Origin of the sequence: Micromonospora mirobrigensis (assembly GCF_900091555.1) — a bacterium.
GTDB lineage: Bacteria > Actinomycetota > Actinomycetes > Mycobacteriales > Micromonosporaceae > Micromonospora > Micromonospora mirobrigensis.
Map to the genome: position 1 here is coordinate 25,177 of NZ_FMCX01000006.1, position 18,949 is coordinate 44,125.

The 18,949-nt window shown below is 69.5% G+C and carries 19 protein-coding genes and 1 tRNA gene; 10 read left to right on the top strand and 10 right to left on the bottom strand.

Annotated features, from left to right (window positions below; all coding sequences use genetic code 11):
• Positions 1 to 72 precede the first annotated feature (72 nt).
• A complete protein-coding gene (locus tag GA0070564_RS19815; protein ID WP_245670124.1) occupies positions 73 to 3,042 on the bottom strand; it encodes a glycosyl hydrolase in 2,970 nt (989 codons plus the stop codon).
• Between the two features lie 215 nt (positions 3,043 to 3,257).
• Positions 3,258 to 4,031, bottom strand: a complete 774-nt coding sequence (locus tag GA0070564_RS19820; protein ID WP_091610449.1) for a M23 family metallopeptidase — start codon at positions 4,029 to 4,031, stop codon at positions 3,258 to 3,260.
• 110 nt (positions 4,032 to 4,141) lie between these two features.
• Between GA0070564_RS19820 and GA0070564_RS19825 the strand changes: the two genes are divergently transcribed.
• The 5 genes from GA0070564_RS19825 to GA0070564_RS19840 all read left to right on the top strand — a co-directional run bounded on the left by GA0070564_RS19825 (position 4,142) and on the right by GA0070564_RS19840 (position 6,926).
• Positions 4,142 to 4,528: a hypothetical protein gene (locus tag GA0070564_RS19825; protein ID WP_091610451.1), complete on the top strand. Its 387-nt coding sequence runs from the start codon at positions 4,142 to 4,144 to the stop codon at positions 4,526 to 4,528.
• Between the two features lie 81 nt (positions 4,529 to 4,609).
• Complete coding sequence (locus GA0070564_RS29425; RefSeq protein ID WP_176730753.1) at positions 4,610 to 4,777, top strand: hypothetical protein; 168 nt, start codon at positions 4,610 to 4,612, stop codon at positions 4,775 to 4,777.
• 128 nt (positions 4,778 to 4,905) lie between these two features.
• Positions 4,906 to 5,439: a tRNA adenosine deaminase-associated protein gene (locus GA0070564_RS19830; RefSeq protein ID WP_091610454.1), complete on the top strand. Its 534-nt coding sequence runs from the start codon at positions 4,906 to 4,908 to the stop codon at positions 5,437 to 5,439.
• Between the two features lie 202 nt (positions 5,440 to 5,641).
• On the top strand, positions 5,642 to 6,112 hold the full coding sequence (locus GA0070564_RS19835) for a nucleoside deaminase (RefSeq protein WP_091611578.1): 471 nt from the start codon (positions 5,642 to 5,644) through the stop codon (positions 6,110 to 6,112).
• A gap of 112 nt (positions 6,113 to 6,224) precedes the next feature.
• On the top strand, positions 6,225 to 6,926 hold the full coding sequence (locus GA0070564_RS19840; protein ID WP_091610457.1) for a dihydrofolate reductase family protein: 702 nt from the start codon (positions 6,225 to 6,227) through the stop codon (positions 6,924 to 6,926).
• 50 nt (positions 6,927 to 6,976) lie between these two features.
• On the opposite strand, the gene deoD is transcribed toward GA0070564_RS19840, so the two are convergent.
• Positions 6,977 to 7,684: a purine-nucleoside phosphorylase gene (gene deoD, locus GA0070564_RS19845; RefSeq protein ID WP_091610460.1), complete on the bottom strand. Its 708-nt coding sequence runs from the start codon at positions 7,682 to 7,684 to the stop codon at positions 6,977 to 6,979.
• A 75-nt stretch (positions 7,685 to 7,759) separates the two neighbouring features.
• Between deoD and GA0070564_RS19850 the strand changes: the two genes are divergently transcribed.
• A tRNA-Ser gene (locus GA0070564_RS19850) sits at positions 7,760 to 7,846 on the top strand.
• A gap of 84 nt (positions 7,847 to 7,930) precedes the next feature.
• Here GA0070564_RS19850 and GA0070564_RS19855 read toward each other — a convergent pair.
• Entirely contained in the window at positions 7,931 to 8,647 is a 717-nt protein-coding gene (locus GA0070564_RS19855; RefSeq protein WP_091610463.1) for an MBL fold metallo-hydrolase, read from the bottom strand.
• A gap of 63 nt (positions 8,648 to 8,710) precedes the next feature.
• Here GA0070564_RS19855 and GA0070564_RS19860 point away from each other — a divergent pair, with 63 nt between their 5' ends.
• Positions 8,711 to 9,274 carry a TetR/AcrR family transcriptional regulator gene (locus tag GA0070564_RS19860; RefSeq protein WP_091611583.1) on the top strand — a complete coding sequence of 188 codons (564 nt, stop codon included), beginning with the start codon at positions 8,711 to 8,713 and terminating at the stop codon, positions 9,272 to 9,274.
• A gap of 23 nt (positions 9,275 to 9,297) precedes the next feature.
• Here GA0070564_RS19860 and GA0070564_RS19865 read toward each other — a convergent pair whose 3' ends face one another.
• From GA0070564_RS19865 to GA0070564_RS19875, 3 genes are read right to left on the bottom strand one after another with little or no spacing between them, the layout of a single operon-like run.
• On the bottom strand, positions 9,298 to 9,819 hold the full coding sequence (locus tag GA0070564_RS19865) for a hypothetical protein (protein ID WP_091610465.1): 522 nt from the start codon (positions 9,817 to 9,819) through the stop codon (positions 9,298 to 9,300).
• Positions 9,816 to 10,430, bottom strand: a complete 615-nt coding sequence (locus GA0070564_RS19870) for a hypothetical protein (RefSeq protein WP_091610468.1) — start codon at positions 10,428 to 10,430, stop codon at positions 9,816 to 9,818. Before GA0070564_RS19870 ends, GA0070564_RS19865 begins: the two co-directional genes overlap by 4 nt.
• 52 nt (positions 10,431 to 10,482) lie before the next feature.
• Positions 10,483 to 11,004, bottom strand: a complete 522-nt coding sequence (locus tag GA0070564_RS19875; protein ID WP_176730754.1) for a winged helix-turn-helix domain-containing protein — start codon at positions 11,002 to 11,004, stop codon at positions 10,483 to 10,485.
• A gap of 96 nt (positions 11,005 to 11,100) precedes the next feature.
• Between GA0070564_RS19875 and GA0070564_RS19880 the strand changes: the two genes are divergently transcribed.
• Positions 11,101 to 12,309 carry an MFS transporter gene (locus GA0070564_RS19880; RefSeq protein WP_091610473.1) on the top strand — a complete coding sequence of 403 codons (1,209 nt, stop codon included), beginning with the start codon at positions 11,101 to 11,103 and terminating at the stop codon, positions 12,307 to 12,309.
• Between the two features lie 22 nt (positions 12,310 to 12,331).
• Here GA0070564_RS19880 and GA0070564_RS19885 read toward each other — a convergent pair whose 3' ends face one another.
• On the bottom strand, positions 12,332 to 14,110 hold the full coding sequence (locus GA0070564_RS19885) for a glycosyl hydrolase (protein WP_091610475.1): 1,779 nt from the start codon (positions 14,108 to 14,110) through the stop codon (positions 12,332 to 12,334).
• 624 nt (positions 14,111 to 14,734) lie between these two features.
• Here GA0070564_RS19885 and GA0070564_RS28970 point away from each other — a divergent pair.
• Entirely contained in the window at positions 14,735 to 16,189 is a 1,455-nt protein-coding gene (locus GA0070564_RS28970) for a ParB N-terminal domain-containing protein (RefSeq protein WP_141714822.1), read from the top strand.
• A gap of 6 nt (positions 16,190 to 16,195) precedes the next feature.
• Positions 16,196 to 17,098 (top strand): DNA adenine methylase, encoded by a 903-nt coding sequence (locus GA0070564_RS19895; protein ID WP_281182177.1) that lies wholly within the window; start codon positions 16,196 to 16,198, stop codon positions 17,096 to 17,098.
• 11 nt (positions 17,099 to 17,109) lie between these two features.
• On the opposite strand, the gene GA0070564_RS19900 is transcribed toward GA0070564_RS19895, so the two are convergent.
• Both GA0070564_RS19900 and GA0070564_RS19905 read right to left on the bottom strand, forming a co-directional pair.
• Positions 17,110 to 17,664 carry a cysteine hydrolase family protein gene (locus GA0070564_RS19900; RefSeq protein WP_091610481.1) on the bottom strand — a complete coding sequence of 185 codons (555 nt, stop codon included), beginning with the start codon at positions 17,662 to 17,664 and terminating at the stop codon, positions 17,110 to 17,112.
• 4 nt (positions 17,665 to 17,668) lie between these two features.
• Positions 17,669 to 18,835, bottom strand: a complete 1,167-nt coding sequence (locus GA0070564_RS19905) for a hypothetical protein (protein WP_091610483.1) — start codon at positions 18,833 to 18,835, stop codon at positions 17,669 to 17,671.
• Between the last annotated feature and the right edge of the window lie 114 nt (positions 18,836 to 18,949).

Consider the following 18,949-nt stretch of genomic DNA (forward strand, 5'->3'; position numbering starts at 1 on the left):
GATAACCTACGCGCCCGCGCCGCCGGTCGGGGTACGACCGGCGGCGCGGGTTGGTGGTGGTGCGTCAGCGGATCAGGAGAACGGCAGCTTCACGACCGACCGGTCGCCGGTGCCGAGGGTGGTCGGGTTGACGCCGATGGCGGACCAGACCTCCACCTTCACCGTGCCGTTGGCGAGGTTGCCCAGCGTGCCGGTGCTGCTCAGCAGCCCCTGGTTCTGCGTGTAGTGCTCCCACCCGGGCACCGGGTCGGTCGGGAAGTACCGGTAGGTCTCCACCCGGTCGAAGGTGCCGTCACCGGTGAGGTCGTACGAGACCCGGGCCTGCACCCCGTTGCCGACCGCCTGGTTGGCGTCGAGGAACAGGTCAAGGTTGGTCTGACCGCCGGTGTAGGTGAGGTTCAGCCCGGTCGAGGTGAAGACCACCGGGTTGTGCGGGGTGCCGTCCCAGTTGGCGCCCCCGGCGCTGGACACCGGGGTGGTGCCCGAGGCCCCGGCCGCGCCCATCGCCCCGCCGCCGAGCAGGTACTGCGTCGGCGAGCTGGTGGGCGGCGGGGTGGTGGCCGGCGGGGTGGTCGCGGGCGGGGTGGTGGCCGGCGGCGTGGTCGCGGGCGGGGTCGTCGCCGGCGGGGTGGTGGCCGGCGGCGTGGTGCTCGGCGGGACCGTGGTCGGCGGCGTGGTGGTGTCCACCCCACCGGTCGCGTTGCCGCCACTCCAGGTGGACGCCCCGGTGGTGGCCGTCTTCCCGGCGGCGACCGTGAGGCGGGTGCCGTCGGAGAAGGTGACCGTCAACGGATTGGCGGTGATGTTGCTGGCCACGTAGGTCCGCGAGCCGTTGCGGTTGAAGACCGCGGCCAGCGGGTGGTTGGCCGTGATCGACGTGTCGACCTGGCCCAGCGCCGCGAGGTTGCGGATCCAGTGGAAGGTGTGCGCCCGGCTCTCCCCCTCCTCGGGGGTGTATCCGGGGTTGGCGCGCAGCTTGCTCAGCGCCGCGTCCGGATCCCCGAGGGCCAGGAACTGCCACAGGATGTCCTGCCACACCGTCGGTTCCCCGCCGTTGTTGCGGACCAGCTCGGCGTAGTTGGCCTTGTTGTACGCCGGGTTGTAGCCCAGGTACAGGTGGCCGCCGGTGACCGGGAGCATGTTGATGCCCTGGATCATCTCCGGGTCGGCGCTGAACCAGGTGGCGTACGCCCCGCCGTCTCCCCAGACCATGCCGACCGTGGAGTGGCCGAAGTTCGCCGGGAAGTTCTCGTCGGCGGCGTCGAACCAGTACTCCTGGATCGCCGCCGCCTGCGTCGTGTAGATGAAGATGCCGGCGTCCCGGACCGCGGTGTTGCCGGTCGCCTGCCCCCACTGGATCAGGGCGTTGGCGAAGTTCATCCCCTCCGACGACGACTCCTGGTTGTTGCCGGCGTTGAACGAGCCGTGCCCGGAGGCCCAGTCGTGCCCGGCGTAGATGTCGAAGTCACGCAGGTACGGGAAGCGGGTGTCCTCGCGGCTGTAGTTGTTGGCGTCCCGGATCAGCAGGTCCACCATGCCGCCGTACTGGGCGGTGCTGGCCCAGGCCGGGTCGAACTTGGCCAGGGTGGCGGCGGCCGCGATGTAGTAGCCGTAGTGGAAGTGGTGGTCGTTGAGCTCCTGGTCGGAGCCGTACGACGCCGGGTAGCCGATCAGGCTGCCCCAGTTCCTGTCGTAGTAGAAGACCTTGGCGGTCTTGCCCTGCGACGCGGTGAACCAGTCGGTCAGCGTGCTCCTGATGGCGTTGAGCGCGGCGGTACGGGTCTCCGTGTCACCGACCAGGTCGGCGATCTCGGCGATCCGGGCGGCCCGGCCGAGGCCCTTGCCGGTCCAGTAGGTGTCACCGCCGCGCTGGTCCATCGGGTTGCCGCGGAGCGCGGCGAGCTGGTCCTTGAGCTGGGCCAGGTCGGCGCCGCTACCGGTGCCGACGGCGGGCAGCTCGGGCAGCACCCCGTGGAACCTCATCGAGGTGCGGAACTGGGAGATCCCGGCCAGCACCTTCATCCGACCCCGGGCCGAGGGGTAGGTGAGGGTGAGCGGGGTGGCGCCGGTGAGTGCCTTCCACTGGTGCGGGTAGAGGCTCACCACGGTAGACGTGTCGGTGCCCTCCATGGCCTTCGTGGTGAAGCCGTAGGTGGTGCTCACCGTGCTGCTGGCCGGGTCGTAGGCGTACCCGACCCGGGTGCCGGTGACGTGCGCGTGGGCGTACCGGCCGTAGGTGGTGGCCAGTTCGCTGCGGGCGGCGGCGTCGGTGGTCGGCGTGGTGGGCAGCAGCGCGATGGAGAAGTAGCCCTTGCCGGCCAGGTTCGACGAGATCCGGCCTCCTGCGACGGTCCAGGTCGCGCCGGTCGGGGCGTACGCGACGTAGTCGTGGCCCTTGATGGTGAAGCCGATGGTGGCTCCGCTGTTGGACCAGACCGTCGGGGTGCCGCCGGTCGGGTTGACCACGGCGTCGCCGCCGCTGGTCCGGAAGTAGGAGAACGGCAGGCCGTGGCCGATGGTGGCCCGCATGGTCCGGACCCCGTCACTCCAGTACGGGCTGACCGTCCAGTCGGACCAGTCGTCGACCTTGACCACCGGGACGCCCATCGCGGCGACGCCGACCCGGAAGTCCTCGGAGTACGCGAACTTGTACTCGCCGACGCCGGTGGACGTGCCGGTGACGGCGGCGGTGGACGGGGCCGAGAAGCCGAGGCCGTCGCTGAAGGTCTGGTAGGAGACCGGGTGCGCGTGCAGCGGCTCGCTGTACGAGCAGTTGGTCTTCTTCCACAGCAGCGACGACCACCAGTCGTTGGTGGGGATCGGGCCGGCCGGCGCGTTGGCCGTGGCGAACTGGCGGGGGTTGGTGGAGAGGTCACCGCAGCCGCTGGGGAGCGGCCCCACCGGGTCGGTGGTGTAGCTGCCGGCCCCCACGGTGGCGGCTTCGGCGGTGGAGGTGGCTGCGACGGTCAGGCCGCCGAGGACGAGGGCCAGTGCGGTGGTGGCGGCAAGGGCCCAGGAGCGGTGTGGTGCAGGAGGTTTCACGGGTGCCTCCATGCGCCGTACCGGTCGGGGCCGGCACGGTGCTCGTCGGAATTGTGAGGTTCATTGCCTGAGAGAGCGCTCTCTCAGGACGGGACGTTAACCCTCGGCAAGACTCGCGTCAATGTATCCGACCGGTTAAGGCGTGATGTCGCCTTTGGATCGCTCCCACGTCCATCCCGGACGCCCGCCGCCGGGACTCCGTGGTGTGGAACGGGTCAGCCGGCTCCCCCGCTGGACGGCGGCGTCCTCGGGCAGCCCCGCTCCCGCTGCCAGCCGGTCACCTCCGCCACCGGGGACCGGTTGCCGCCCCGGCGCCAGGAGTCGAGATAACGCGCCGGCCACACCACACCCCGCCGGATCCACCAGTCGTCGTGCCCGGAGCACTTCGGGGACAGGCCGAAGTGCACGTGGCAGACGTTGTTCGCGTTGCCCGTCCGACCCACCCGGCCCAGCTGCTGGCCGGCGCGGACCCTGGCCCCCGCCTCGACGCCGTCGGCGATCCGGCTCAGGTGGGAGCCGTAGTAGCGCACCCCGTCTTCGCCGAGCAGCGACACCGACAGCCCGCCGTTGTACGGCCCCTGCGGGCCGGACCGGCTGTACCGGTCGACCCGGGACACCTCCAGCACCTGCCCGTCGGTCACCGCCACGAACGGCTCGCCGCAGTCGGCGAAGATGTCGGTGCCCGGATAGCCCGAGTGGGTCGGGTGGTAGTCGACGTTCTCCGCGCGTACCGGGAAGACCCGGCGCGCGTCGGTCCGGCGCGGGCTCGGCGACGCCGAGGGCGTCGGCCGGGCCGACGGCTTCACCGGGCTCGCCGTCGGCGCCGGCTGCCCGGCGGTGGCCATGCCGGTCGGCGCCACCCAACCGCCGGTCGCGGGCGCCGCGGTGGGCCGGTCCGCCACCGCGCAGCCGCCGGCCAGCACCGGCCCGAGCAGCAGCAGGACCGGGTACGCGACGGCGCGGCGACGTCGGACGGATCGCGAGGACATCCCGTCATCCTGGCAGACCGGTACGGTAAAGAGGGGTCCCGCACCGGTCGCTTTGCGTAGTGACGGTGATCCCTCCTCGACGGTCACGCTGGGTGAAGGGAACGACGCCGATGCAGGGCCAGCCCGCTCACCCGGCCGATCCGGCCGTCGCCCGCCCCGGGTCGCGTACGCCCTCCGGGCTCTTCCCCGCCGGGCCACCGTCCCGCCCCACCTGGCGCGAGCCGCACCCGGTGACCGGCAGCGGCGTCGCCATGGGTGGGGCGCTCGCCGCCGCCTGGCTGCTCCTCTTCGGCCTGCTCGGCCGGGATGTGCCGGGCTACGGCTGGTGGACGGTCTTCGCCGGCGCGATCGCCTGGCTGGCCGCGCTGGCCCTGGTCCGGTTCGGCGACCGGGGGGTGGCCACCGGGGTCGCCATCGTCACCGCGGGGGGCTGGAGCCTCGCCGCGGCCGTGCTGGCGGTCCGCTGGGCGGCCACCGGCGACTGGCCGCTCTGGTGATCCTCGCCACTCTGGGTAGGTGGCTCGCTGCGCAACGAACGGCATCTTGACGTACCCGCGGTGACTGGGCACGCTCGCGGTATGGCCCTGACCACCCAGCGGCTCGACTCGGACCGCAGCCGTCGTCGCCAGCAGCTCCTCGCCGAGCTGGCGGGTGCCCGCAAGGTACGCCAGCGGGACCGGCCCCGACGGGTACGCAGCGAGCAGTTGCGGCAGCTCATCGCCACCCGCCGGCGCATCGCCGACTGAACGTCCCGGCCAACTTTCCTCGGATTGACCGGCCCTTCGGGGCGTTGACCGGTCGCCTGCCGACCCGACCGGCTAACGTGCACGCGTAACGGGTCGGCGTGCTGCGCCGAGGCGATTTTGGGGGGACCGTGTCGTACTTCGCTGCCGCGGTGGTGCGCGTCGAGGGCGGCTGGACCGCCGCCGAGGTGAGCCTGCGGGGCGCCACCGACCTGGACGAGGTGGCCGAGCGCCTGCGCGACGTCGAGCCGGACGCCGACCTGTCCCTGCTCTTCGTCGAGGCCGACGACGCGTACCTGGTGGTCATGCGGCTGGACGACGGTGAGGACCTGCGGGTCTTCGGCTCCGACTCGGCCTTCGCCGAGGAGTCCCGGCTCGGCGCCCTGCTGGTCGGCGACCTGAAGGCCTCGGTGACCGGGCTGGACGACACCGACGAGCCGCGCCCGGCCACCACGAGCAGCGGCGACGAGGAGAGCGACCAGCCGGCCGTCGACCCGGAGGCCGACCCGGTCGGCGACGCCGACCTCCTCGCCGACCTGGGCATCTCGACCCAGCGCCTGCTCAACCTCTGCGCCCGGGAGGGCATGATGCCCGCCGACGTCACCGCCGAGGTGTGCCAGGTGCTGGGCTGCGCCGACGAGGTCGAGGAGCTGCGTGAGGTCTGAGCCGACGGGCGGGCCCGAACTGTCCGGCGGTGGCTCCCCGCTGGCCGGCGCCGCCGAGCCGGCCGACGCCACCGACCCCGCGCTCGGCCGCGTACGCCCGGGTCAGCCCACCCCCGGCGCGACCGGGCGGGTCGGTCCGGGCGCCGACGAGGGGCTGGCCGAGCCCGACGGCCTCGGCCGGCGGCAGCGGCACGAGCTGTGGATGCGCCGGGCCCTGGACGTGGCCGTCACCGGCCCGGAGCTACCCGCGGAGCGGGCGGGCGCCGACCCGCTGGCCACCGGCCCGGCAGTGGACGACGTGCCGGTGGGTGCGGTCGTCTACGGCCGGGACGGCGCCGAGCTGGCCGTCGGGCGCAACGAACGCGAGTTGACCGGCGACCCCACCGCCCACGCCGAGGTGCTGGCGCTGCGCCGGGCCGCCGAACGGCTGGGTCGCTGGCGGCTGGACGACTGCACCCTCGTGGTGACCCTGGAGCCCTGCACCATGTGCGCCGGCGCGATCGTGCTGGCCCGGATCTCGACGGTGGTCTTCGGCGCCTGGGAACCCAAGACCGGGGCCGCCGGCTCGCTGTGGGACGTGCTCCGCGACCGCCGCCTCAACCACCGGCCCGAGGTCTATCCCGGCGTCCTGGCCGCCGAGAACGCCACCGTCCTGCGCGCCTTCTTCCGCTGAGGCTGCGGTGTGACCGGCGTCACCTGGCAGGTCGGTAGGCTTCCACCGGTCGGCTCCGACCACCTGACGGAGGGCACCGCGACGGTGCCCCGCGCGAGGTGAGGGGAATCCGATGACCAAGGTGACCGCGCAGCTGTCCGTGTCCCTCGACGGCTGCTACGCCGGGCCGCGGCACACCGGGGACGGCGACTGGATGGCGTCGGCGGAGGCGGCCGCGTTCTTCCGGGTCACCCGCTGGGTCACCGACGCCGCGGCGTGGCGGGAACGGCAGGGCTTCGCCGGCGGCGTACCGGACACCAACTCCGAGATCATCGCCGAGACGTTCGAGGCCGCCGGGGCGTACGTGATGGGCCGCCGGATGGCCGACGGCGGCGAGGTGCCGTGGGGCGACGAACCGCCGTTCCGGGCGCCCGTCTTCGTGGTCACGCACCGGCCGCGGGAGACCCTGGTCCGCCGGGGCGGCACCAGCTTCACGTACGTCACCGACGGGGTCGCCGAGGCCGTCGAGCGGGCCCGCGCCGTGGCCGGCGGGAAGAACGTGGCCGTGGCCGGCGGCGGCAGCCTGGTCCGCCAGGTGCTCCGGGCCGGGCTCCTCGACGAACTGGAGCTGCACGTCGTACCCGTGGTGCTCGGCGACGGCCTGCGGCTGCTCGACGCGGACCTCGACCTCGACCCCAAGCAGGCGATCGAGCTGACGCCCGTCCGCGTCGTCCCCACCCCGGAGGCCACCCACATCCGCTACCGGGTCGAGGGTCGCGCCCCGCTGCTGCTCGACGACCGGGGCAGCGGCGGCGGCCCGACCACCACCCGGTGAGCAGCTCGCCGGTGGCGGTCCGGGGCGGGTGCCCCGGCCCGCCCCGGAGGTCAGGAGATGACGGTGTCGAGACCGATCTCGACCATCTGGGAGAAGGTCTGCTCCCGCTCCTCGGCCGTGGTCTTCTCACCCGTCTTGATGTGGTCGCTGACCGTCAGGATGGTCAGCGCCCGGGCCTTGAACCGAGCGGCGATCGTGTAGAGCGCCGCCGACTCCATCTCGACCGCCAGGACGCCATAGTCGGCGAGGGTGTCGTAGAGGTCCGGGCGGTCGGTGTAGAAGGCGTCCGCCGCCAGGATCGGGCCCACCCGCATCTGGATGCCGCGCCGCTGCGCCACGTCGACCGAGGTGCGCAGCAGCCCGAAGTCGGCCACCGGGGCGTAGTCGATCAACCCGTCGAAGCGCATCCGGTTCATGTTCGAGTCGGTGGACGAGCCGATCGCCGCCACCACGTCGCGCAGCTGGAGCTCCTCGGAGAGGGCGCCGCAGGAGCCGACCCGGATCAGGGTCTTCACGCCGTAGTCGTTGACCAGCTCGTGTGCGTAGATGGAGGCCGACGGCATGCCCATGCCCGAACCCTGCACGGACACCTCGACGCCGTTCCAGCGCCCGGTGAAGCCCAGCATGCCGCGCACCGTCGAGTAGCACTTGGCATCCTCGAGGTAGGTCTCCGCGATCCACTTGGCCCGCAGCGGGTCGCCCGGCATCAGGACCCGCTCGGCGATCTCTCCCGGCTTAGCGCCGATGTGCGTACTCATGGCAAAGATCCTGCCAGGCCGGCGGGCGGGATACCGGTTCGGCGTCCCCCTCGGTGGTCCTGTACCCTCGTCGGCGGTGGCGTGTCCGAGTGGCCTAAGGAGCACGCCTCGAAAGCGTGTGAGGGTTAACGCCCTCCGCGGGTTCAAATCCCGCCGCCACCGCTCGTGACAAGCGAGAACGCCCGGTCGATCCGCGAGGATCGCACCGGGCGTTTCCGTTCCTGGCCGGCCGCCGGCCGAGCCGGGTCACGCGGCGGCGGCCGCCCGATAGGCCGCGATGAGCGCCGGCACGCCACCGGTCCACGGCGCGCCGTGTCCGGGGATGACCCAGTCGGCTTCGATGTCCGCCACCCGGTCCAGCGCCGCCGCGGCGGCCGCCGGGTCGTCGGTGAAGGGTGCGGGCTGCGGGCCGGTCGCGCCGGTGAGGACGTGCCGGGTGGTCAGGGCGTCGCCGACGAACAGCGCCCGTACGGCGGGGACGTGCACGGCGACGCTGCCGGGGGAGTGCCCGGGCAGGCTGATGATGCGCGGTGCGCCCGGCAGGGGCAGCTCGTCGCCGTCGCGGAAGGTGTGCACCTGCGTCAGGTGCTGGGTGCGCAGGCCGCCGTTGCGGGCGCCGTAGGCGAGGAACCGGACGGCCGGGGCCAGTCGCAGCCGACCCCAGGCAGGGCTCGTCTTCTCCTCGCCGCGGGCCCGGGCGGCGTCCTTCTCGTGTACGTGGACGGGTACGCCGTTCTCGGCGCGGAGCCGCTCGGCGAACCCGACGTGGTCGTCGTCGCCGTGGGTGAGCACGATCCCGCGGACGTCGTCGAGGCTGCGGCCGGCGGCGGCCAGCTCCGCCACGAGTCCCCGGTGGTGGCCGGCGAACCCGGCGTCGATGATGGTGACGCCGTCGGGAGTGACGATGAGGTGGATCGCGACGAGGTCGTTGCCGACGCGGTGTAGTCCCGGTGCGAGCTTCATATGGCTACGATAGTTAGCCATCATGGCTAAGGGCAATAGCTTTTAGGGACGAGAGGAGTGCCGGTGCCCACTCCCGAGCGCACCACCACGGAGGCGGTCATCGCGGCCGGCCGCGCGATCGTCGAGGAGGGCGGACTGGCGGCCCTCACGATGCAGGCCGTCGCCGCGCGGGTCGGCGTACGGGCGCCGTCGCTGTACAAGCGGGTACGCGACCGCGACGAACTCGTCCGGCGCATCGCCGAGGCCACCGCCGACGAACTCGGCGCCCGGCTCCGGAGTGCGGCGGAGCGGGCGGGCGAGGATCCGCGGGAGGCGCTCGTCGGGCTGGCGCACGAACTGCGCGCGTTCGCCCGGGAGCGGCCGCACACCTATCAGCTCATCTTCGGGCCGCTGCCGTCCGCGGCGCGGCCCGAGCCGGATGTGCTCGCCTCGGCGGCGGCGCCGGTGCTGGAGGTGACCCGGCGGCTTGCCGGCGACGAGGACGCGCTGGAGGCGGCACGGACGGTGACCGCCTGGGCCAACGGGTTCCTGCTGATGGAGGTCGCGCAGGCGTTCCGGCTCGGCGGCGACCTCGACGCCGCGTACGCCTGGGGAATCAAGAGGCTGGCCGACGCGATCGCGCGTTGAGGGCGACCCCTCGTCGTGCCCGGTCAGCAGGGGCCGTAGCCCTCGTCGAAGAGCCGGCGGGCCCAGTCGGCGTACCCGGCGATGGTCTGCCGGACCACCCGCCCGTCGTGCAGGAAGAGGTACGCGCGGTCGCCGCTGCGGGCCAGCACCCCGTCGAGCCGGTACGTCCCGGCGGGTGCCCGGAGCCGGACCGCCGAGGGGTAACGCGCCCAGACCTCGGCGATCGGCGTGCCGGCGCTGATCCCCTCCGGCGTGCTCATCGGGTCGTCGGCCCAGAGCAGCACCAGCCGGTCGTCGACGAAGATCGGGCTGACCGCCTCGTGCCCGGCGAGCAGCTGGCCGCAGGCGTCCACGTCGGAGCGCAGGATGCCGCGCCGGGTCAGCTCCTGTTCGCTGTCGCCGAACTCGACGCCGTGCACCCCGTTGAGGTCGATCACCTCGGTGTTGCCGGCGGGCGTGGTCGCCGGTGGCCCCTGGACGCCGCTGCCGGCGGCCGAGGCGGCGACGAGCAGCATGGCGATGAAGGCAAATTGTCGCAATTTCATGGAATCCCCCAGTCCCCAACGGGACCGGGCCGCTCAGGTTGCTGGTCGGGGTCGGATTGCTCCGATTCCCACTCTTCGGCCAACTCGTCCCAGTAGTCGGCGGTGAGCCCGCGCCGCCCGTGCGCCAACCAGCCGGCGGTGTCCCGCTCCAGGTGCAGACCCAGCTCGGCGAAGAGGTCGATCCACGACCCCGGCTCGGCACCCAGTCGGGCCAGCGCCGAGTTGATCGGCCACTCGGCACGCGGCCGGTCCAGCGCGTCGTCGAAGCACGGCCCCCAGGTCACCTCGCCGCCGAGCCACACCACCGCTGCCTGGTGGCCCAGCCCGCCGGCGAAGCCCGCCTCCAGGTAGGCCACCGGCCCCTGCCGGGACCAGCGGGCCAGCAGCTCCGCCAGCGCCGGTCCGAGGACCAGGTGGAACGGCCGCCCCGGCTCGGGCTCGCCGGGCGCGAAGTCGGGCAGTTCGCCGGTCAGCTCCTCGACCAGTTGCGGAGTCACCGGCAGCAGCGCGAAGTCCTGCCGCAGCGCGGCCAGCACCCCGTGGTCCAGGCCCGCGGTCTGCTCGCGGAGCAGTTCCACGTCGGCCACCACCGCGCTGAGCTGGTAACTCATCCTCGCCCTCCGCCATCCACAGGCTGTGGATGGAACATGTGTACGACCACCGTCAGTCCTCGACCGGCGGGGGCGGATCGGTCATCTCGAAGGCCAGCACCGTCGCGCCCACCCGGACCGTACCGGGGGCGTGCGGTGGCTGGGCCGCCTCGTGCAGTTCGGTCATGATCGCGTGCAGCCTGCTTCGCGCCGCCGCCCACTGCTCGGGCGCGACCCACAGCTCGGCGTCGATGGTCAACCCGGCGGTGTCCGGGGCGCGTTCGGCGACCCGGTCCAGCAGGTTGCGGGCCAGCGCCTCGGCCAGCAGCGCCTGCCCCTCCCGCTGGTCGGTGAGCAGCGGACCACGCACGCTGCGGTAGCGACGCTCCCGGCCGCCCCGGTTGGGGCGTACGTCGGCCAGCTCCACCAGGCCCGCGGCGTCCAGCCGGCGCAGGTGCTGGCTGGCCAGCGCGTGCGAGATGCCCAGCTCGCGGGCGAGTGCAGCGGCGGAGAGCGGGGCGCTCCACATCAGCGACAGCATCCGCAGCCGTACCGGGTGGGCCAGGGCGCGCAGGCGCGGGTCGGTGGTGCTCACGGCCGCCATTGAACCCCATCCGATCGCCGGACAACCCCCAAGCATTGACTTGGGTGTCGGGAGTGGACAGGATCGTCACTGCCACGGGGAGGTGCCATGAGCTGGGGTACGACGAGAGTCCTGGGCAACCGCGACGCGGGCCGCTACCTGGTCGCGGTGCTGGTGTCCGGCTTCGGCACGGCGGCCATGCTGCTGGTGGCCGCGATCTGGGTGAAGGAGCTGACCGGCTCCAGCAGCCTCGCCGGGCTGATCACCCTCTGCGTCTGGGGACCCACCCTGGTCGGGCCGCTGATCGGCGTGCTCGCCGACCGGTTCCGCCGCCGCCCCCTGCTGATCGTCCTGCACCTCGCGATGGCCGCGCTGCTGCCCCTGCTCCTGCTGGTCGACACCGCCGCCCGGGTGTGGCTGATCTTCGTGGTGATGCTCGCCTACGGGGTGAGCTTCGTGCTGATCGACTCGGCCGAGGCCGCGCTGGTGCCGGCCGTGCTCCCCGACGACCTGCTCGGCGACTTCAACGGGCTGCGCACCACGATCAACGAGGGGATGAAGCTGGTCGCCCCGCTCGCCGGGGCCGGCCTCTTCGCCGCGTACGGCGGGCACCCGGTGGTGTTGCTCGACGCGGCCACCTTCGCCCTCACCGCACTCGTCCTCACCCGGCTCCGGGTACGCGAGCAGCCACCGCCACCGCTGGAGCGCTGGCGCCGCGAACTCGCGGATGGGCTGAGCCACCTGTGGGGGCACGCCGCGCTGCTGCACCTGGTCGGCTGCACCGCCGCCGCCATGGTGCTGATCGGGGTCAACGGCGCTCTCGCGTACGCCGTGGTCGACGCCGGCCTGCGGCGACCGCCGGAGTTCAACGGTCTGCTCGGCACCGTCCAGGGCGTCGGCTCCCTGGTCGGCGGCCTGGCCGCCGGTACGCTGCTGCGCCGGCTCGGCGCCCGGCGGGTGACCGCGGTGGCGGCCCTCCTGCTCGCCGCCGGCCTGGCGGCGCGTGCGGTGCCCGCCCTCCTGCCGGTGGCCGCCGGCACCCTGGCGGTCGGGGTCGGCGCGCCGCTGGTGCTGATCACGGTCTGGACCGCCGTGCAGCGGGAGACGCCGGGGTCGCTGGTCGGCCGGGTCTCCGCCACCGTCAACACGCTCACCTTCGGCCCTGGCACGCTGGCCGTGCTCGCCGGCGCCGGGCTGCTGGTGCTGGTGGACTATCGGGTGATCATGCTGGTGGCGGCGGCGGGCGCCCTGCTGCTCGCCGGTTGGGCGCTGCGCGGCGGTGTTAGGAGGGGCCCCTTTTCGACAGACGTCTGTTAACAAGGGGCCCCTCCTTGCACCGTCACCAGGCGGACATGTCCGGAAGCTGGTCGATGGAGATGGTCTTCGGGTTGGCCATCGCGGTCTTCCACAGCCCGGCGACGTCCTTGCCGCTGCCGGCCCAGTCGCGCGACGCCCACACCACGAAGTACGGCCACGGCGCGTCCGAGGCCGGGTTGAGCGGGCTGAACGTCTCCGCCACGCCGGTGGTCTTCGAGCCGCTGACCGCCCTGGTGGTGTCGAAGTCGCTCCAGCTCTGGAAGTAGTCGGAGGTGACCAGGTCGACGTAGCCGTCACCCGGGTACCAGGACGCCAGCGAGCTGCCCTGGCCGCTGGCCATGCCGTTGAACACCCAGACGATGTTGTGCGCCCCGGCGCGCTGCGCCCGGTCGTAGATCAGCCGCCAGAGCTGCTTGTACGCGTCCTGGCCCTTCTTGGTCCACCACATGTAGTTGTTGTTCGCCTCGTGCAGCGGCCGGAACAGCACCGGCACCCCGGCGTCGCCCATCTTCTTCAGCTCGCCGACCACCAGGTCGATGTCCTTGTAGAGCTGGGACGACGGGTTGGTCAGGTCCGGCTGGAAGTCGCACGGGGCGGAGTAGTTGCCGCCGCGCGGGCAGTACCAGTGCCACTGGAAGGCGACGATGCCCTTGCGCGACCTCGCCCAGTCGATCACCTGCTGGGTCTGGATGCTGCCCTTGGTGTACTCCATGAAGTCGAACGCCACCATCGCCGGGTAGCGGCCGGTCAGCTGCTGCACCTTGTCCGCGTCCGGCAGGTCGGTCTGGCCGCTGACGAACTGGTGGGTCTTCAGGTAGCAGATCAGGTTGCGCACCTTGGAGTTCGCCTGCGGATCGGCCGGCTCCTGCCCACAGCTCGGGCCCGGCGGGGTGGGCGGCTTGACCGCGTACACCTCGAACTCGTAGAGCGAGTAACCCCAGGCGGTGCCGCGCGCGGTGCCCGACATCCGGACGTACCGGCCGCTGCCGGTCACCGGCACGGCGTCCAGCCCGCCGTCACCCGTGGTGGTGCTGTAGACCGAGGTCCAGCTGGTCCCGTCGGTCGAGGTCTGGATCTGGTACGCCCTGCCGTACGCCGCCTCCCAGCGCAGGTTCACCTGCGCGATCGGGTACGTGGCGCCCAGGTCCACCTGGATCCACTGCGGGTCGCTGTAGAGGCTGGACCAGCGGGTCCCGCCGTTGCCGTCGACGGCCAGCCCGGAGGCGAGCGCGGTGCTCTCGTTCGACGACGCGGTGGTCGGCCGGTTCAACGCCAGGTTCCCGGTCGGCGTGCTGGTCGGGTTCGGGTCGACCGTCGGGCTCGGGCTGGGCGTGGGGGTGCCCGTCGGACTCGTGGTCGGGGTGGGGCTCGGGTTGGTGCCGGTGTCGCCGCAGGCCGCCCCGTTGAGGGTGAACGCGGTCGGGGCCGGGTTCGAGCCGCTGAAGGTGACGTTGAAGCCGAAGTTCACCGAACCGCCGGCCGGGATGCTCGCGTTGTAGCTGACGTTCGTGGCGGTGGCGTTCGCCCCGGACTGGGTCTTCGTGGCGTTCCACATGTCGCCGATGACCTGGTTGCCGGGGAAGGTCCAGCCCACGGTCCAGCCGTTCACGGCGGAGGCGCTGGAGTTCGTGACGATCACGTTGGTGCTCGCACCGCCGCCCCAGGAGTTGGTGACCTGGTACTGCACCTGGCAGGTGCTGGCGGCTGCGTGTGCGGCAGGCATGGTGACCAGGGCGGTGCCGAGCACGGTGACGGCCGCCGCCGCTCCGGCCAGGTACGCCCTGGTGTGTCGCTGTGACATGGGTTCTCCCGGGACGGGTTGGGAAGGGTGCGCGTGCAGCGCTGTCGTGGCGCGGACGCGGTGGTTCGCCCGCTCTGCCCGGACGGGTCGCCCGGTCGTTTGCCCCCGACCGTGGACCCAGAGGAGATATCGACGATGGTGTGATGAACCGGTTAACTTGTCAACCCCTCATGGAGCGGCTGACCGTACGGTTCATCCCGAAATAGGCGGTCGTAGCGGCGGCGGACAGACCTGAACCGGTCCAGTCGATGTGGCAGACCCGAAAACGACGAAGGGCCGGCCCGTGTGGGCCGGCCCTTCGTCGACGGCGGAGGATACGAGATTCGAACTCGTGAGGGTGTAAACCCAACACGCTTTCCAAGTCTGCTGTCTGGTGTTCAGCCAATGCCGGTGCCGTCCCGACCGAGGGCGACCGTCGGTACCGTGGCCCCGACGGACGGCGGTGGACGTGGACGAACGAGACGGCAACTGAGACGACCGGGCGCTGGTCAGCGACCGAGGTCAATTACCACTTCCGGACGGCGGAGTCAACTACTTAAAGTAGCGGATCTACGACACATCTGATACGGGCTGGGGCGCTGCTCGGTGTGGCGCACCGCCGATGTAAGGTGAAAAAATGCCGGGATGCCTGACATCGAGCTTCCCGTTGGCAGCCTACTGCTGGACACATTCAACCCTAGGCACAGGGAAGTGCACAGTCAGGACGAGGCGATCGCCGCTATCCTTGCGCGTCATCCGTCCAAGCTGCTTGCCCTCGCGGAACACATTGCTAGCCACGGCATGAATCCCATGGACCGCATGCTTGTCCTTGAGAACGCCGGTGGCGGCTACATCGTACTTGAAGGCAACCGCAGGACCGCTGCCCTCAAGCTGATGCACAACCCGGACCTGTGTCCCGATGCTAAGACCCGTAAGGCATTTGCCGCGATCGCTGCCGATGGGCGTGCCCCAGAGACGGTGCTCTGCGCACAAGTCCAGAGCCGCGAGGAGGCAGCCCCGTGGTTGCTGGTGCGCCACGGCGGAGAGTTGGACGGCGCGGGCATCGTGCGCTGGAGCGCGGGAATGCGCGTCCGGTTCGAGGCGAAGCCAGGCAGTCAGGACTACAAGGCGGTGGCTGTCCTGGATTGGCTGACGGAAAAGGCGGAAGCGGGCGCGAACCAGGATCTAGGCACGGCCATCGAATTCGTATTTGATGAGAAGTTGACAACTTTCGGACGTCTCGTGAGCGGCCCCCGGTTTCGCAACTTCTGTGGCTTTAGCCTTAGCGATCGGGATGTCACGCTGACTGAGCGCCCCGAGGTAGTAGTCCAACGACTGAGTCACGTATTGCGCGATTTTCAGGGTGTGGATGGTCAGCGGGGCCTTTCCGTCAGCGACTTGAAGAGCAAAGATCAGCGAGACAATTACGTCGATGGTCTAATAAAGATCTTTAGGGCAGACGTAGTGGATGGTACCTCCGAGGACCAGGACTCAGACGATCCCGAGGAGGAACAACCCACACCGCGGACTGGCGCCGGATCGCCCACTGGTGCAAAAACGAACCCAGGGTCAAGCACGCCGGGTCCTGAGTCGAAGCCCGGCGGACAGTCGAAGTCTGGGAGTCCAGCTACTGGAAGCGGCGCGGCCAAAGCAAAGCGCGGGCAGCCGGCGCGGCCTACAAAGCTTTTTGGTGGACTGAAGCTGCAAAATTGCTCAAAGCGAACCAAGGATGTATTGCGGGAAATTCAGCAGATTGACATCGACAAGTTCCGAAACAGTGCCGCTGCGCTTACTCGCATGTTGGTAGAGCTTGTTGTGGTTGAGGCCATCCAGAAAAAGGGTTGGAGAAATCCCGAGCGTCAAGAGCTGAAGGAGCGCGTGCGCACTTGCCTCGGCAAGCTTGACCCAGAGGAGAGTAACCCAAGATACAAGGACGTTCGGAATCAAATCGCCGCGCGGGACAGCCTGATTTCTGCAAACACAATGAACGCCTTCCTGCACAATGCCAACTACTTCCCCTCCGCGACGGAGCTTAGGTCCATCTCCGACAAGTACGTTGGGCTCTTGGAAGATTTGGATGCCGAAATGGGTAAGGTCTGATCAGCAGTGAAACCGATTAGCCCTCTTAGGTATCCCGGCGGGAAGGGTAAGATGACACCCTTTCTCAGGCAGGCGATTGCCGAACAACGTCCAAGACCCAAGGTCTATGTAGAGCCTTTTGCGGGAGGGGCGGGGGCTGCCCTGGCTCTTCTGCGCGCCGAGGTGGTGGACCGTGTCGTTCTCAACGACTTGAACAGGGGAATTGCCCAATTCTGGCGCTCGGTCTTCAGCGAGTCAAAGGAGTTCGCGAGACTTGTTGAGCTGACTAAGCCAACGATGGACGAGTGGCACCGTCAGCGATCGATCTACCTGGACGCCGGATCATCGGGTATAGAACTGGGGTTCGCCACCTTCTTCCTCAATCGAACGAATAGATCGGGGATTCTTGGGGCGAGGCCGATTGGCGGCATGGAGCAGACTGGTAACTGGAAGATCGACGCTCGGTACAGCGCCAAAGACTTAGCAAAGCGCATTCTGGATCTCGGGGGATACAGGCATCGCGTTGAGATTCGTGAGCAGGACGGTATTAGTCTTTGCGAGACTTTCTCTGCATCGGATCGAACGGTATTCCTGAACGTTGACCCTCCCTACCTTGGGCAGGGCGACGAGTTGTACATGAACACCCTGCAATGGGAGGACCATGTACGTCTAGCGAAAGTCCTGGAGGAAGGGCCGCCCTATTGGGTAATGACCTACGGCATTGACCAGCGGGTACCTGATGTCCTATATCCTACTTATCCGTGTGCCATTTTTAGCATCTCTCACACTGCCTACAGTCAGCGAGTTGGCCGAGAGTACCTGGTTATCTCGAAAAACATGCGTCTGAGTGACCTGAGCGGGATCGGTAGCCGGACTGGTGAGTGGTTGCCAGGTAGAGCTCCTGAATCGGCAATACCGACACTCTTCTAGATGGATGCTCGTTACGAGGTCGCTTCGCCAGTGAGCATCGATGGTATCTCAGACTGCGAGATCACTTGTCCCGGTCCAATGAAGCGCCGAGCCACGAGCAAGCCGGCTTGATGTGCCTCTACGCCCGCGTGGCTAGCCGAAGCGTCCGCGATGAGCCACGGTGTCAGGTTGCGCTCGAAAGCGTCTACCGCCCCCTTCAGGACGCAGCTTTCGGTTGCAATCCCGCAGAAGTAAAACTCATCCCATCCCCGTTGGGCGAAAAGCTCCTCTGATTCACGACTGAAGGGGCTGTAGATCAGCTTATCTAGCACAGTTCCCCGATGTAGGTATGGCCGCAGTTCCGGCACAATATCGGTTTCAGGCGATGCCTGGAGTTTCCGCCAACCAAAGAATCGTTCGAAAGGGCTGCCCGGGTAGTTCAGATAGCGGGTGAAGAGGGTGTCTCCGCCAGCGCCCTGCCAGCGTCGTACTAGATCGGCGACAACCGGAACCACATGGGCGGATTGCTCTCGCACGAACCCATTCTGCATGTCAGTTACTACAAGGACCTGACGACCCGCTGTCACAGCCTTAACCTCGATCCGTATCGCGCAGGGTTTCGATGGCCTGCTCAAGGGCTGGTAGGAGATCGCTCGTTCGCAGAACTGCCCTACGCATCGCCTGATGTTGTCCGGTCTCCCGTGGTCGAGAAGTCGTTAACCGGGAACGGATGCCCCGGAGGTAACGCCACCCGTGTTCCGGGGACACGTCCGGGTCGCCGCCCTGCTCGATCCGCCGAGTAATGGCATCGGTGAACGCCCACATCGACTGGACTGCAAGTTCGCATGCGACCAGCTCGGTTTCCGTCAAAGCTCGTTCAGGTGCGACCGGATGGTAGACAACCCCAGACCAGGATGCGTAGCCCGACGAGATGCCGCGTACGCCGAACGACTCGATGCCGCCGTGGTCGTACGCATCCGCAAGGAGCGATTGTTCGATCAACTCAGCGTGGGCCAGGTGCTCGTCGTCCATCGGCCGATCGCGGTGCAGCAGCACCGATGGCGTCGACATGATGCGTAGCGCTGGCTCGACCAGCTCAGCCGGCCACGCAGGTTCGGTAACCCAGTGCGTGCCAAGGACGTAGAGCCCTGCGACGTCGGTGCCGGGAACGGTGCGGGTCAGGTAGTCCGATGCCCACTTGATGTTGTCGCCGTAGGACACCTTGCGCCAAGCGGCCAGAGCGGCAATGGACGACATCTGCAATGACTCGACCAGGTGAAAGACCGCCGAGCCGCAGGGCCAGACGTAGAGGGTGCAGTCACCTTCGGGGTGCTCAACTGCGGCAGAGTCACAGGCGTACCACTGGCGCTCGGCCGGTACGCAGCCTGCGTCGTCTCGTAGGACGGCTGCTGCCTCGGCCCCCACATACGCTGGCACGAACTTGTGCGATCGGACCGAGAAGTGTGGGCGTTCCTCCCCGCCACTGGTCAGCTCCCCGAACAGGTCGTGCTGCTTCGCTCCGTACGCCAAGCAGTACAGCTGCCGGTAGATCGGGTCGGTGACCGCCACGCGCCCAGTTTCGTGGCGGTACATCGCCTTCTCGATGGCCTCCACAGTCGGTGTCTCCCGGATGCCGTGCTGTAGACCCAGGCGGTGCAGCTCGCGCGCGGCGCGCTTCCGGGAGTCCCAGCCGGTCGCCTTGCGTCGATTGACCAGCACAAGGTTGGGCTTGAACTGTCGAATGGCCTCAATGGACATGGCGCGTGTCCTTCGTGTCCATGCATAGGAGCTGCCCGATCCGTCGATCCCCGGGCAGTCTCATTGGCAGGCGAGCAAGGAGCCGCCACAGATCGAAGCCAGGGATGGGAGACA

Excerpts from the sequence above, each read along its gene's own strand:
- GA0070564_RS19820 (WP_091610449.1), bottom strand. The coding sequence starts at position 4,031 with ATGTCCTCGCGATCCGTCCGACGTCGCCGCGCCGTCGCGTACCCGGTC.
- GA0070564_RS19825 (WP_091610451.1), top strand. The coding sequence starts at position 4,142 with ATGCAGGGCCAGCCCGCTCACCCGGCCGATCCGGCCGTCGCCCGCCCC.
- GA0070564_RS29425 (WP_176730753.1), top strand. The coding sequence starts at position 4,610 with ATGGCCCTGACCACCCAGCGGCTCGACTCGGACCGCAGCCGTCGTCGC.
- GA0070564_RS19835 (WP_091611578.1), top strand. The coding sequence starts at position 5,642 with ATGCGCCGGGCCCTGGACGTGGCCGTCACCGGCCCGGAGCTACCCGCG.
- GA0070564_RS19840 (WP_091610457.1), top strand. The coding sequence starts at position 6,225 with ATGACCAAGGTGACCGCGCAGCTGTCCGTGTCCCTCGACGGCTGCTAC.
- deoD (WP_091610460.1), bottom strand. The coding sequence starts at position 7,684 with ATGAGTACGCACATCGGCGCTAAGCCGGGAGAGATCGCCGAGCGGGTC.
- GA0070564_RS19855 (WP_091610463.1), bottom strand. The coding sequence starts at position 8,647 with ATGAAGCTCGCACCGGGACTACACCGCGTCGGCAACGACCTCGTCGCG.
- GA0070564_RS19865 (WP_091610465.1), bottom strand. The coding sequence starts at position 9,819 with ATGAAATTGCGACAATTTGCCTTCATCGCCATGCTGCTCGTCGCCGCC.
- GA0070564_RS19870 (WP_091610468.1), bottom strand. The coding sequence starts at position 10,430 with ATGAGTTACCAGCTCAGCGCGGTGGTGGCCGACGTGGAACTGCTCCGC.
- GA0070564_RS19880 (WP_091610473.1), top strand. The coding sequence starts at position 11,101 with ATGAGCTGGGGTACGACGAGAGTCCTGGGCAACCGCGACGCGGGCCGC.
- GA0070564_RS19885 (WP_091610475.1), bottom strand. The coding sequence starts at position 14,110 with ATGTCACAGCGACACACCAGGGCGTACCTGGCCGGAGCGGCGGCGGCC.
- GA0070564_RS28970 (WP_141714822.1), top strand. The coding sequence starts at position 14,735 with ATGCCTGACATCGAGCTTCCCGTTGGCAGCCTACTGCTGGACACATTC.
- GA0070564_RS19905 (WP_091610483.1), bottom strand. The coding sequence starts at position 18,835 with ATGTCCATTGAGGCCATTCGACAGTTCAAGCCCAACCTTGTGCTGGTC.